This is a genomic window from Campylobacter sp. CH246 (genome assembly GCF_004378835.1).
Classification (GTDB): Bacteria; Campylobacterota; Campylobacteria; order Campylobacterales; family Campylobacteraceae; genus Campylobacter_D; species Campylobacter_D jejuni.
Genome location: NZ_RYYA01000010.1, coordinates 1 through 13829, shown reverse-complemented (window position 1 = coordinate 13829; position 13829 = coordinate 1). Strand labels below are relative to the sequence as shown.

The 13829-nt window shown below is 29.8% G+C and carries 9 protein-coding genes, 7 tRNA genes and 1 pseudogene; 15 read left to right on the top strand and 2 right to left on the bottom strand.

What is annotated here, in order from left to right; translation table 11 throughout:
- Positions 1–21 precede the first annotated feature (21 nt).
- Both pif1 and ELQ06_RS07705 read left to right on the top strand, forming a co-directional pair.
- A complete protein-coding gene (pif1, locus tag ELQ06_RS07710; RefSeq protein ID WP_052776115.1) occupies positions 22–1365 on the top strand; it encodes an ATP-dependent DNA helicase Pif1 in 1344 nt (447 codons plus the stop codon).
- A 9-nt stretch (positions 1366–1374) separates the two neighbouring features.
- Positions 1375–2109 carry a hypothetical protein gene (locus ELQ06_RS07705; protein WP_052776116.1) on the top strand — a complete coding sequence of 245 codons (735 nt, stop codon included), beginning with the start codon at positions 1375–1377 and terminating at the stop codon, positions 2107–2109.
- On the opposite strand, the gene lolA is transcribed toward ELQ06_RS07705, so the two are convergent.
- Positions 2106–2615, bottom strand: a complete 510-nt coding sequence (lolA, locus tag ELQ06_RS07700) for a LolA-like outer membrane lipoprotein chaperone (RefSeq protein ID WP_052781796.1) — start codon at positions 2613–2615, stop codon at positions 2106–2108. The two genes, ELQ06_RS07705 and lolA, sit on opposite strands and share 4 nt — an antisense overlap.
- Before the next feature lie 99 nt (positions 2616–2714).
- On the opposite strand from lolA, the gene secA reads away from it, so the two are divergent.
- The 12 genes from secA (at position 2715) to ELQ06_RS07640 (ending at position 12054) form a co-directional block, all read left to right on the top strand.
- Entirely contained in the window at positions 2715–5303 is a 2589-nt protein-coding gene (gene secA / locus ELQ06_RS07695; protein ID WP_052793826.1) for a preprotein translocase subunit SecA, read from the top strand.
- Positions 5300–6505, top strand: coding sequence for an ABC transporter permease (locus ELQ06_RS07690; protein WP_052793827.1), 1206 nt, complete (start codon positions 5300–5302; stop codon positions 6503–6505). Before secA ends, ELQ06_RS07690 begins: the two co-directional genes overlap by 4 nt.
- A gap of 22 nt (positions 6506–6527) precedes the next feature.
- Positions 6528–7313 carry an amino acid ABC transporter permease gene (locus ELQ06_RS07685; RefSeq protein ID WP_052793828.1) on the top strand — a complete coding sequence of 262 codons (786 nt, stop codon included), beginning with the start codon at positions 6528–6530 and terminating at the stop codon, positions 7311–7313.
- Positions 7314–7374: 61 nt separating this feature from the next.
- Positions 7375–7450: transfer RNA gene (locus ELQ06_RS07680), tRNA-Lys, on the top strand.
- Positions 7451–7457: 7 nt separating this feature from the next.
- Positions 7458–7533, top strand: a tRNA-Val gene (locus ELQ06_RS07675).
- 51 nt (positions 7534–7584) lie between these two features.
- A tRNA-Asp gene (locus ELQ06_RS07670) sits at positions 7585–7661 on the top strand.
- Between the two features lie 4 nt (positions 7662–7665).
- Positions 7666–7741, top strand: a tRNA-Lys gene (locus ELQ06_RS07665).
- A gap of 19 nt (positions 7742–7760) precedes the next feature.
- A tRNA-Arg gene (locus tag ELQ06_RS07660) sits at positions 7761–7836 on the top strand.
- A 6-nt stretch (positions 7837–7842) separates the two neighbouring features.
- Positions 7843–7918: transfer RNA gene (locus ELQ06_RS07655), tRNA-Val, on the top strand.
- Positions 7919–7969: 51 nt separating this feature from the next.
- Positions 7970–8046, top strand: a tRNA-Asp gene (locus ELQ06_RS07650).
- A gap of 66 nt (positions 8047–8112) precedes the next feature.
- Complete coding sequence (locus ELQ06_RS07645; RefSeq protein WP_052776120.1) at positions 8113–8493, top strand: hypothetical protein; 381 nt, start codon at positions 8113–8115, stop codon at positions 8491–8493.
- Positions 8494–8541: 48 nt separating this feature from the next.
- Positions 8542–12054, top strand: coding sequence for an acyl-[ACP]--phospholipid O-acyltransferase (locus ELQ06_RS07640; RefSeq protein WP_052798063.1), 3513 nt, complete (start codon positions 8542–8544; stop codon positions 12052–12054).
- A gap of 7 nt (positions 12055–12061) precedes the next feature.
- Here the strand turns inward: ELQ06_RS07640 and ELQ06_RS07635 are convergent, their stop codons facing one another.
- Positions 12062–12973 carry an AEC family transporter gene (locus tag ELQ06_RS07635; protein ID WP_040966549.1) on the bottom strand — a complete coding sequence of 304 codons (912 nt, stop codon included), beginning with the start codon at positions 12971–12973 and terminating at the stop codon, positions 12062–12064.
- Positions 12974–13516: 543 nt separating this feature from the next.
- Here ELQ06_RS07635 and traN point away from each other — a divergent pair.
- Positions 13517–13759, top strand: a pseudogene (gene traN, locus ELQ06_RS09115) (conjugal transfer protein TraN); the annotation flags it as partial.
- Positions 13760–13829: the final 70 nt, after the last annotated feature.

The window sequence follows — 13829 nt, the reverse complement described above, 5'->3', positions numbered from 1 at the left end:
AATTAAAGCCAAGGAAATATAATGCTTGATAAACTAGAAAAAATTTTAGCTTATGATAATGTTTTTTTAAGTGGTGGTGCTGGAGTTGGTAAAAGTTTTTTGACAAATGAGCTTATCAAATCTTATAGAAAACAAAAAAAATTAGCCATAGCTCTTGGTTCTAGCGCTCTATCGGCGTTTAATATAGGCGGTGTTACTTTACACAGCTTTTTTTGTTTAGGGCATTGCGATGACATGATGAAATTAAGTGCATTGGATCGCAATCAAAAACAAAAAGAAAAATTAACAAAACTTAAAGAGCTTTTAAAAACGATTGAGCTTATTATTATCGATGAAATTTCCATGGTTAGTGCAAGTGTTTTTGAAATGATAGGCTTTAGACTTAAAAATTCTCAATTTAATGGAAAAATTTTAGTTGTAGGAGATTTTTTTCAATTACCTCCCGTAATTAAAGAAAAAAAAGAAACTTTATTTAATCATTCTTATTATGCTTTTTCTTCATTTTTTTGGCAAGATTTAAATTTTAAGAATATTAAACTTTCTCAACCTAAAAGAACGCAAAATATGGAATTTTATAACCATTTATCTTTGATTAGACAAGGTTTTTTAGATGAAAAAATTTTAAGCTTTTTTGAATCTTTGCGAATTGATTATAAAGAATTAGAAAATTTAGAAGATGATTATACTTTACTTTGTGGTATTAATAAAAAAGTAAACAATATTAATCAAGAAAAATTAAGCAAACTTGAGACCCCGCTTGTATGCTTTAAGGCTCAGGTTAAAAAAGAAGATAAGAGAATAAAAGATGAAGAACTTGATTCTTGGATTAGAAGCTTAAATATATTGGAAGAATTAAATATTAAAATAGGCGCTCGTATTATTTTTTGTGTAAATAATTGGGATAAGAATTATTATAATGGAGAGCAAGGCATTGTAGAAGATATTCTTTATGAAGAGGAGAAAATTTATATTAGCATTATTAAAAATAATGGGATGAAAATTTTACTTGAACCTTATACTTTTTTCATGGAAGAACTTGAGCAATCAGGTAAAGATTTTGTTGTTAATATTCTCGCAAGTGTTACACAGTTTCCTATTAAATTAGCTTATGCTATTACCATACACAAATCACAAGGTATGAGTATTGAAAAATTAGTGTGTGATATTGATCATATTTTTGAAAATGGACAGCTTTATGTCGCTCTTTCTCGCGCTACAAACCCAAATACTTTAAAAATTTATTCTACAAAAAAGATAAATTTTGGATTTTATTTTGCTAATATTTTAAAAATAGATTCTAATGTGATCGAATTTTATAAAAAACATAATTTTTTAGATCTCGAAATACAAGAACAAATCATTTAAAGGCATTAAATGAAAAAAATATTTTTAAGTGTTTTTTTGGTTATGAGTTTAAATGCTCAAAATCTTGAAATAGATAAAATAAGAACAGATTTATATTCTAAAAGTGGGGCAAATGTTCTTAAAAAAGTTGAAATTTCTTTAGAATTTGATGGAAATAATTTAAAAGAAAATGAAAATAAGTTAATTGATGCTGTAAATACAGTAATTTCAGGGTTTTTTTATGAAGATATTTTTACAGAAATTGGAAAAAATAATTTTAAAAAAACTTTAGAAAAATTTTTAGATAAGAAATATAAGATTAAACTAGATGATATATATATCATATCTTTAAGTGGAGTGGAAAAATTTGATTTAGAGGAGTTTAAACGCTTTTTAGAAAGCACTGAGGCTAAAGAGAAAGGTATGGGTAGCGAGGTAAAAAAAGCACTTGAAAACTTAGAAGTTCCTAAAACTCAAGTTCCTAGTGTTGAAAAGATCCCAACTCCTAGTGTTCCAAATTTAGAAGCCAAGCAAGTTGAACAGCTTTTCAAAGATCCAGATGAAGAAAATAGAAATGACAATGGAGAAATCAATATAGATAATTTAAATACACCTAAAATGACTCCAGATATAGAAGAAAAAATTAAAAGAGATTTAATCGCCAATCCTCCACAAATATTCAAAGAAAATAACGCAAGCAAGCCCTATCATTTGCCACAAACAGGCTATGATATAAAGCTTGATGAGAATTCAACGCAAAATTAGCGAACTATATCATAATTTTGCGGAATTTTTGCCTTGAAAATATCGGAATTAATTTTTGGATTTTTAATTTGATTGTTTAGATTGATTATAACATCATTTTCAAATTCATCTTTATAGGATATGCTTTGAATTTGCTCTTGATTAAGCTTAATTGTATAGTTTATATTATCATATTTTGCTGCAAGTTTATCCTTATCTATAAGACTTGCTTTTTTGAAAATTTCATTAAGATTTGGAATGTTATCAAGATGAGAGAAAATGACTTGTTCTAGATCGTGCTCTACTATGGTTACTTGATTTTTGTTGATATAAATCTCTTTTTTACTAGGAGTATCATAACTCCAATATGCTTGATCTTTGCTCAGTATAAAATGCCCAGAATAAGAAAGTGTAGAGTTTTTGGATTTTACTATTTGGATAAAATTGCTTGAAAAGGTATTAAAATTAAGATCAAGGGCAAAAAGTTGTCCTATAAAAATAAAAAATATCAAGAATGTTTTTTTCATTTATTTTCCTTAAAAAAATATATTTTTTATGTCATTCTAGCTAATTTTAATTAAATAATCGTTATAATGATAGTTTGAAAAATTTATAAAGGTTTAAAAATGTTTTTAAATACTTTAAAAGCCGTGTTTGGCACAAAAAATGATCGTGAAATTAAGAAATATTTCAAGCGTGTAGCACAAATCAATGCTTTAGAAGGCAACTATCAAAATTTAAGCGATGATGAATTAAAAGCCGAATTTGCAAAATTTAAAGAGCAAATTTTAAGCGGAGAAAAAAACGAAAATGATGTTTTAAATGATGTTTTTGCTATAGTCAGAGAGACAGGTAAGAGAACTTTAAATATGCGTCATTTTGATGTGCAGTTAATCGGTGGTATGGTTTTACACGATGGAAAAATCGCAGAAATGAAAACAGGAGAAGGTAAAACTCTTGTAGCAACCTTACCTGTTGTTTTAAATGCCATGAGTGGCAAAGGCGTACATGTCGTTACAGTAAATGATTATCTAGCCAAAAGAGACGCTGAGCAAATGAGTGCGATTTATAATTTTTTAGGTTTTAGTGTTGGCGTGGTGCTTTCTTCTCAAAATAGTGATATAGAACACAAGCAAGCTTATGATTGTGATATTACTTATGGAACCAATAATGAGTTTGGTTTTGATTATTTGCGTGATAATATGAAATTTTCAAAAGTTGAAAAAGTTCAAAGAGAGCATAATTTTGTTATTGTAGATGAAGTAGATAGTATTTTAATTGATGAGGCAAGAACTCCGCTTATCATCAGCGGTCCTACAAATCGCACTTTAGATGGTTATATTAAAGCTAATGAAGTAGCTAAGCAAATGCAAAAAGGTGAAGCAGTTTTACCCCCTGCAAAACCTGAGGGTGATTTTGTAGTAGATGAGAAAAATCGTAATATTTTAATTACAGAAGCAGGTATTGCTAAAGCTGAAAAACTTTTTGGTGTAGAAAATTTATACAGTCTTGATAATGCTATCTTAGCACATCAGCTTGATCAAGCTTTAAAGGCGCATAATCTTTTTGAAAAAGATGTGCATTATGTTTTAAGAAATAATGAAGTTATCATCGTTGATGAATTTACAGGGCGTTTAAGTGAAGGGCGTCGTTTTAGCGAAGGATTGCATCAAGCTTTAGAAGCTAAAGAAAATGTAAAAATTCAAGAAGAAAGCCAAACTCTAGCAGATATTACTTTTCAAAATTATTTTAGAATGTACAATAAACTTGCAGGTATGACAGGAACTGCACAAACAGAAGCGACTGAATTTTCTCAAATTTATAGTTTAGATGTTATTTCTATACCGACAAATATTCCTATTAAAAGACAAGATAAAGATGATCTTATCTATAAAACTCAAAATGAAAAATTTAAAGCCGTAATTGAAGAGATTAAAAAAGCTAATGCTAAAGGTCAGCCTGTGCTTGTAGGAACCGCAAGTATAGAGCGCAGTGAAGTTTTTCACAATATGCTTGTAAAAGAGAAAATCCCTCATCATGTTTTAAATGCTAAAAATCACGAGCAAGAAGCTTTGATTATCCAAGATGCAGGTAAAAAAGGTGCTGTAACTATCGCTACAAATATGGCAGGTCGTGGTGTGGATATAAAAATCGATGATGAGATTAGGGCTTTGGGTGGGCTTTATATCATCGGTACAGAAAGACATGAAAGCCGCCGTATTGATAATCAGCTTCGTGGTCGTGCAGGAAGACAAGGTGATCCTGGAATAAGTCGTTTTTATCTAAGTTTAGAAGATAATCTTTTAAGAATTTTTGGCGGAGATCGTATCAAAAGCATCATGGATCGCTTAGGTATAGAAGAGGGTGAAAGCATAGAGTCAAGAATCGTTACAAGAGCGGTTGAAAATGCGCAAAAAAAAGTAGAAAGCTTGCATTTTGAAAGCAGAAAGCATTTGTTAGAATACGATGATGTAGCAAATGAACAAAGAAAAACTATTTATCGTTATCGCAATGAGCTTTTAGATGAAAACTATGATATTAGAGCTAAAATTTCTCAAAATATCGCTGAATATAGTGCAAATGTAATGAATGATTATATGCTTGATGAAAGCGGTTCTAATGTAAATTTTGAAAATTTGAAAGCAAAAATTTTATATGAATGTTCAACTCAGATTAGTGAAAAAGATTTTGAGAATTTAAGCGTCATTGAAATGCAAGATAAGCTAAGCCAAATTCTTGAAAATTCTTATAACGAAAAGATGTCAAGACTTGAGATTAAAGAATTGCGTAATATAGAGCGTATTTTATATTTGCAAGTTTTGGATAATGCTTGGAGAGAGCATTTGTATCAAATGGATATTTTAAAAACAGGAATAGGACTTCGTGGATACAATCAAAAAGATCCTCTTGTGGAATATAAGAAAGAAAGTTATAATCTTTTCTTGGAGCTTGTTAATCGTATTAAATTTGATAGTATTAAACTACTTTTTAGCGTGCAATTTAATCAAGAAGAGGCGCAAAATTTAGAAAATAAAGCCAATGAAGAAAATGAAAAGCTACTTCAAAGCTCAGTAGAAATGGGCGCAAGTGAAGATAATCTTGGCGAAGCTGAATTTAAAAAAGTTCCACGCAATGCTCCTTGTCCTTGCGGAAGTGGAAAAAAATTTAAAGAATGCCATGGAAAAAGTGGTCCTAAGCAAGGAATTTTAGCTTGAATAAAAGCGTTTTAAAATATTTACTTTTTAAATATTTAAGATTTGATAAAGAGCAACCCTTTATCAATCTTTCTATGCTTTTGGCCTTTTTAGGAGTTTGTGTAGGACTTTGCGTTTTGCTTGTAGCTATGGCAATTATGAATGGTTTTGATAAAGAATTTGAAAAACGCTTTTTTGTGATGAATTATCCTATTACCATTTTGCCTAAATTCTATGCTCCTGTAAATGATGAATTTATAGATGAGTTAAGAAAAACATTTCCAAATTTGTTATTTAGCCCTTATTTAAGCACTCAAGTTGTTATAAAGGGAGATAATCGTTTTGAGGGTGGTGTGCTTTTTGGTGTTAAATTTAATGATGAAAAAAAAATAAACGAAGTCGTTGCTAAAGCTTTAAAGGATGAGAATTTAAGTGGTTTTGATATACTTGTAGGATCAGCACTTACTGATGAATTTGGTTTGCATAAAAATGACAAACTTTCACTTATTTTTTCAAATCTTAATCCTAGTGGATTTTCTTTAGTACCGCAAACTAAACGTTTTGATGTTAAAGCGCGTTTTACTTCAGGGCTTGCATTTTATGATAAGGCTTATATGTATACAGATGTTGATGCATTGAAAAAAGTACTTGGAATGCCTAAAAATCCAAATTATGATGGAATTCATGTATATAGTGATAATGCTTTCAAGGATGTTGAAAAAATTAAATCTTATTTAAAAGATGATTATGCTGTGGTAGGTTGGTGGGAACAAAATAAAAATTTCTTTTCAGCCTTAGAACTTGAAAAAAGAGCGCTTTTTATAGTGTTGATGCTTATTATTTTGGTTGCAAGTTTAAATATAGTAAGTTCTTTATTGATGATAGTAATGAATCGTCGCAGTGAAATAGCACTTTTACTTGCTCTAGGTGCAAGCAAAAATGAGGTAAAAAAGAGTTTTTTTGCCTTAGGTATGCTTATTGGTGGTGGCGGTATGATAGTGGGTGTGGTACTTGCATTTTTTGCTTTATGGCTTTTAGGAAATTTTGATATTGTAACTTTACCTGCTGATGTTTATGGAACCAGTAAATTACCGCTTGATTTGTCTTTAATGGATTTTTCTTTAACCATTGTGGGTGCTTTAATAATCATAGCTTTATCATCTTTTTATCCTGCAAAAAAAGCAACTCAAATTAATATTTTAGATACTTTAAGAAATGAATAAATTGTAATTTTGGAGATTTTTATTGTCTTTGTTTATTCAAAAAAATAAGAATTTTAAACCTTTAAAACCTCTATCAAAGTCAAAAATAATCACTAATTTAATTCTTTTGATTTTATTTTTAATATTGTTTTGTTATTGTAGTTTTAGTATAAGTGCTTATCATTTTGATTTTAGTGCAATTGCGACCTATAAAGAAAAATTTCTTCAAGGTTTTTTAAATACTTTAATAATCAGCTTTTTTTCTTTATTGTTGAGTATAATTTTGGGTGGAGTTTTTTGTGCTTTTTCTTTAAGTTCGATTGTTTTTTTAAGATTTTTATCTACATTTTACATAGAGCTTGTCAGAGGAACCCCTTTACTAGTGCAGGTATTATTGATATATTATATCATTGCAAATAATTTAGGACTTGATAATCGATATGTGGCTGGAGTTATTATTTTATCATGTTTTTCTGCTGCTTACTTAGCTGAAATATTTAGAGCTGGAATTTTAAGTATTTCTATATCTCAGCTTGAGAGCGCTAGGGCTTTAGGGTTAAAAGAAATGCAGGTTTTTGCGTATGTAATTTTTCCCCAAGCTTTAAAAAATATTTTAGCACCACTGAGTGGACAATTTGCAAATTTAATTAAAGATAGTTCCTTATTAAGCGTTATTGCTGTAAATGAATTAACCCAAAGTGCACAAGAGATAAATTCTTATACTTTTGCTACTCTTGAAGCTTATGTAATTTTGGCTATTACATATCTTGCTTTGACTTTACCTATAAGTATATTTTCTCGTTATTTGGAGAGAAAATGCCAAAAATGATTTAAAAAAGCTTGACAAATAGAGCTAATTTTGGCATAATCACATTTTTATTTCAGAAAATGTCTCGTTAGCTCAGCCGGTAGAGCATCTCCCTTTTAAGGAGGGGGCCGTTGGTTCGAATCCAACACGGGACACCATTATAAAGGTCGCTTAGCTCAGTTGGTAGAGCGCCACCCTTACAAGGTGGATGTCATAAGTTCGAGTCTTATAGTGACCACCATTTTATAAAATCATAAATAGGTTTTATAATCTCTACTTCTTTACTTTGGATGCAGCGGTAGTTCAGCTGGTTAGAATGCCGCCCTGTCACGGCGGAGGTCGCGGGTTCGAGCCCCGTCCGCTGCGCCATATTGTCTCGTTAGCTCAGCCGGTAGAGCATCTCCCTTTTAAGGAGGGGGCCGTTGGTTCGAATCCAACACGGGACACCATTTTTATTGTTAGGGTTATGACCCTTTCGTCTAGTGGCCCAGGACAACACTCTCTCTGTGTGGAAACAGAGGTTCAAATCCTCTAGGGGTCGCCAATCATAGGTCGCTTAGCTCAGTTGGTAGAGCGCCACCCTTACAAGGTGGATGTCATAAGTTCGAGTCTTATAGTGACCACCATTTTATAAAATCATAAATAGGTTTTATAATCTCTACTTCTTTACTTTGGATGCAGCGGTAGTTCAGCTGGTTAGAATGCCGCCCTGTCACGGCGGAGGTCGCGGGTTCGAGCCCCGTCCGCTGCGCCATCTTGCTTGGTAACAATTTTATAAGTATAATTTACAAAATAATAAAAAATAGAGCTAAGGAAAAAAATGCTTATTATTGGACATAAATTATTAAAAAACTTAGATTTTTCTTTTATTGAAAGTGTTGAAGAAGTTAAAGATAATAAAGTTTATTGTATTATTTATGATGAAAAATTGATTTCTTATTTAAGTCAAAATGATTTTGAATTTGCTATTTTAGTTCAAAATAAAGACGAAATATTTTTAGCCAATGCTTTAGGAGCTAAGTTTTTGCTTTGTAATGATAAAAAACTTGCAAAATTTGCTAGCAAAGTCGCAGAATTTTATGTTTTTGATAGTAGGGTTTTAATGATTGTTGACAAATTAGAGAATTTTAAAAAATTTTATAAATTAAAAATCGATGGAGTTATTTTAAAAGATAATATAGATAATTTTCCTAAAAACTGATAAATTTTTTATTTTGTAAAATAAGTGCTAATTGACGAGGTTTAAATAATGCAAAAAAAATCTTTTTTGAAAATTTACGGATTAATTCCTTTTTTACTTATAGCATTCATCAATGCTTTTGTAGATTTGGGACATAAAATTATTATTCAAAATACTATTTATAAAACCTATGAAGGAAGTGAGCAGTTATTTTTAAATGTTATGGTTAATGCTTTGATTTTACTTCCTTTTATTCTTATGCTTTCTCCTTCGGGTTTTTTAGCGGATAAATATCCAAAAAATATTATAATGAAAATTTCAACCATTTTCAATGTTATACTCACTTCAATAATATGCATTTGTTACTATAGCGGTGCTTTTTGGATGGCTTTTATTTTTACTTTTATAATGGGAGCACAAGCAGCGATTTATTCACCAAGCAAATACGGTTTTATTAAAGAACTCGTAGGAAAAGACTTTCTTGCTATGGGTAATGGTGTAATTAATGCAGTAAGCATTGTGGCAATCTTAGCAGGAATGGCTTTTTTTTCTTTAAGTTTTGAAAGTCTTTATAGTTCCACATATAATCAAACAGATGAAATTTTAAAAGAAGTAGCGCCTTTAGGAATTGTGCTAATTTTATTTTCTTGTATCGAAGTATTTTTTGCGTGGCGTTTACCTAAGCTCAAACAAACAAATAAAGATTTAGTTTTTAATAAAAAAGACTATATTCGTGGAAAACTTCTAATAAATAATCTTAAGCTTGTTTTTAAAAATAAAACTATTTGGCTTTGCATAATTGGAATTTCATTTTTTTGGGCTATATCTCAACTTTATCTTGTCAGCTTTCCTGTCTTTGCTAAAAATGAACTTTTCATAGAAAATACTTTTTATGTGCAAATTTCACTCGCTTTTTCTGGTATAGGAATGATTTTAGGCTCTTTAGTAGCTGGTAAATTTTCAAAAAATTATATAGAACTTGGATTTATTCCACTTGGTGCATTGGGTATGTTTTTAATGGCTTTTTTAATGCCTTGTTTTATAAGTTTATTAAGTTATAGTTTTTTATTTTTCTTTTTTGGATTTTGCGGAGCCCTTTTTATCATTCCTTTAAATACTTTAATCCAATTTCATGCTAAAGAAAATGAATTAGGACAAATTCTTGCAGGAAATAATTTTTTTCAAAATATTGCCATGTTGGGATTTTTGCTCTTGGCAACTTTATTTGCAAAATTTGAAATCAATGTGATTTATTTGTTTTATTTTATTGCTTTGGTAACCTTTATAGGAAGTTTTTACATACTTTTAAAACTCCCCTTTTCTTTAGTGCGTATACTTTTAAGCATAGCTTTTTTACAACGATACCGTTTACTTGTGGAAGGTTTTGAAAATATACCAGAAAAAGGCGGAGCTTTGCTTTTGGGTAATCATATTTCTTTTATTGATTGGGCTGTTGTACAAATGGCAATTCCAAGAAAAATTTATTTTGTTATGGAAAGAAGCATTTATTCTAAATGGTATATTAAAATTTTTCTTGATAAATTTGGTATTATTCCTGTATCAAGTACAGGGAGTAAGACGAGTTTAGAACTGATAGCAAAGCATATTAAAGAAGGTGATTTAGTTTGCTTATTTCCTGAAGGTACACTTTCGCGACATGGACAATTAAATGAATTTAAAGCAGGATTTGAATTAGCTTGTGAATGTTTAAGTGAAGATGATGGAAAAATTATTCCTTTTTATATAAGAGGGCTTTGGGGTAGCGCTTTTTCAAGGAGTGATGAAGAATTTTCGGCAAGAAACCGCACTTTAAATAAAAGAAAAATTGCTATAGCTTTTGGTAAAGCTATGCCTTTGCATTCTAAAAAAGATGAAGTTAAAGCTAAAGTTTTTGAACTTTCTTTTATGGCTTGGAAATCACAATGCGAAGCTATGCATACTATAGCAAGAGCTTGGATAGATACAGCTAAAAAAAATCTAAATCAAATAGCTATTATCGATACATTAGCTGGAGATATTTCTTATAGAAAAATGTTGACTCTTAGCTTATTTCTTAGTTTTTTTATTAAAAGAAAATCCAAAGAATTAAACATTAACCCTCAGCGTGGAAGTTACGCCCCTAAAGAGGAAGCTATAGGAATTTTACTACCTGCTTCTTTTGCAAGTTCTTTAACCAATCTATCTGTTTTAATCGCAGAAAAAATTGCAGTAAATCTTAATTTTACTGCTGGAGAAAAAGCTTTAAAAGCAGCTATAAAAAATGCGCAAATTTCACAAATTTATACTTCTAAAACTTTTTTAGAAAAATTATCAAATAAAGGTATAAACCTAAATTTCGATACAAATATACATTTAATTTATTTTGAAGATATTGTAGAAGATTTTAAAATGCAAAAAACTAAAATTTTTAGCATGATGTTAGCAGTTAGTATTATGCCTAGTTTTATACTTAAAAGTATCTTTACCCCTTCAAAAAACAATCTTGCCATCGCAGCTATTTTATTTAGCAGTGGAAGCGAAGGTTCTCCAAAAGGTGTTATGCTAAATAACCGTAATATTTTAAGCAATATAGCACAAATTTCTGATGTGCTTTGTACAAGAAATAATGATGTTATTCTCTCATCTTTGCCACCTTTTCATGCTTTTGGACTTACAGTAACTACGTTTTTGCCTTTGCTTGAAGGTATTAAAAGTATCACTTTTGCAGATCCAACTGATGCTTTAGGGATTGCCAAAGCTGTTGCTAAAAATAATGTCACTATTATGTGTGGAACTTCAACCTTTTTAGGAATTTATGCAAGAAATAAAAAGCTTGATGCTTTAATGTTTGAAAGTTTAAGAATAGTTGTATCAGGTGCTGAAAAACTAAAAAATGAAGTAAGAATTGCTTTTGAAATGAAGTTTAAAAAAAGCATTTTTGAAGGTTATGGGGCTACGGAAACCACACCTGTAGCGAGTGTAAATTTACCGAATCGTTTTGATGCAGATTATTGGCTTATACATCGTGCTAATAAAGAAGGAAGCGTAGGAATGCCTCTACCTGGAACTGCAGTGCGTATTGTTGATCCAAATAATTATGAAAATTTAAAAACAAATGAAGATGGACTCATACTTATAGGCGGTCATCAAGTTATGGTAGGTTATCTTAATGACAAAGAAAAAACCGATGAAGTTATTAAAGAAATTGATGGTATAAGATGGTATAACACGGGAGATAAGGGACATTTGGATGAAGATGGTTTTTTATATATTGTCGATCGTTATTCTCGCTTTGCAAAAATTGGCGGAGAGATGATTTCTTTGGGTGCAATAGAAGAAGAAATTGCCAAATTTATAGACACTGAAGTGGTTAAATTTTGTGCCACATCTTTAGAAGATGAGAAAAAAGGGGAACAAATTGTTTTACTCATAGAATGTAATAATGAAATTTTTGAAGGAGTATGTGAGGCTATAAAAAATTCTAATATACCTACACTTTTTAAACCTAGATATTATTTTCAAATAGAAAAAATTCCCCTCCTAGGTTCAGGAAAAGTTGATCTTAAAAAAGTTAAAGAATTAGCTAAAAATTTAGCCATATAATTTGAGCTTATAGTAAAGCCCAAATCAAAATTGGCATAGAAACAAAAGCAAAAAGAACTCCAAAGGCTACAGCACTCACGGCTAAATTGCTATCTAGTTTAGCTTTCATTACCATAGCTCCTGCTAAGGTCATAGTAGGAGTTGCGCTTTCTATAATAGCAACGATGGTAGAATCTTTTAATTCTAAATTAAATATTTTTAAACAAAATACAAAAAATAAAGGAGCTAAAATCATTTTAGCAAAGATGACAACTATTGTAGGTTTGTAAGAGGTTTTAATCGCCATAAAGCCAAGTCCTAAACCTATAGCAAAAAGTGCGACAGGGGTTGCAGAGGCACCAAATAAACGAATAGGAGAGAAAATAAATTCAGGTAAAGCAATTAATTTACACAAAAAACCAAAAAGCAAAGCTAAAAAAGGTGGAAAACTAAGAATTTTTTTAACATTAGTAAGCAAACTGACTTTTTCTCCATTTCCCAAAGAAAGTATAAAAGGTCCAAAAAGTGATATAGGTAAAGTTGTAGCTAAAGCATCGTAAAATATAACTTCAGCGCTAAATTGTGGGTCATTAAATACACCAGCAACAATAGGCATACCCACAAATATAGTATTTCCAAAACAAGAAAGCAAAAACATACTGACTAAAGTTACTTTAGAAAAATGAAAAACTTTTCCAATAAAAATAGCAAAAAAGGCTGCTAATATACAGCTAAACAATCCAATAAAAATAAAAATAATCAATGAAAAATCAAAATTTAAATGATATGCTTTATCGAAAATCAAACAAGGTAAAGCAAAAATAATAGCAAAATCTAAAAAAGTCCTAGCTTGTTTTTGCTTTAAAACGCTAATTCTTTTGGCAAAATATCCGCCTGCAAGTAAAATAAAAATTGTAAATAATGGTATAAAAACAAACATTGAATAATCCTTTTTAAGGGATGGTTTTTGAAAACGGATAGAATTATATTCTTTATACTTAAAAAAAATCTTAATATTTTTTAAGTTTTTTAAAAAAACCAATATTTTTTATTTTTTGTAACTTTAAGAAATTGTAAGTTGAAATTTGATTTTGAATAGTTAGTATTTTAAGTTGAATGATTATAATTTTAAATAATGGTGCGGTTTAATCTTAATTAAAATACTATATATTGTATTTAGAATGATATAAAAACAATAAGTTAACATAGCTTTTGTTTTTAATTTTTGAATATTTTTAAACTTATTTAGGCAGAGATCATCTACTTTAGTTATTTTTTATTTTTAATATTTACGCAATAAGACAGATTTATTTTGAAAGTTTATCTTATTACTTTTCTTATTTTCACTGTGCATCATTTGAATTTGAAATTATTTTTTCAATTTCTTTAAGGTTATATAGCAGTTTTTTCACATTTGCACTGATTTTGTATTTTTTAATAATAAGGTTTCAAATAGCTCGGTATCTATTGATAAAAGTGCTAAATATTCAATGAACAAGGACGCCCTCAACTTGGAAAAGGTTGGGGAAGTGCAGAAGGTCCTCAATGTAGAGGATTCACTCCTGAAGAATTTCAAAAATTAGATTTTAGCGAAATTGATTTAAGTGAATTCATTGCTGATATTGTAGGAAGTTTTGACACAGGAAAAATACAAGCTGATTCTGTGAAAATACAAGAAAAGATTCAAAACAATATTGAGAATGCAACAAAAAAACCTACAAATTAAAAAATAAAATAAATCAATAGAAAGGAAGATAGGCTTAGTTAAAAGTTTGTTTGGTGCAAGCCGCAAGGGA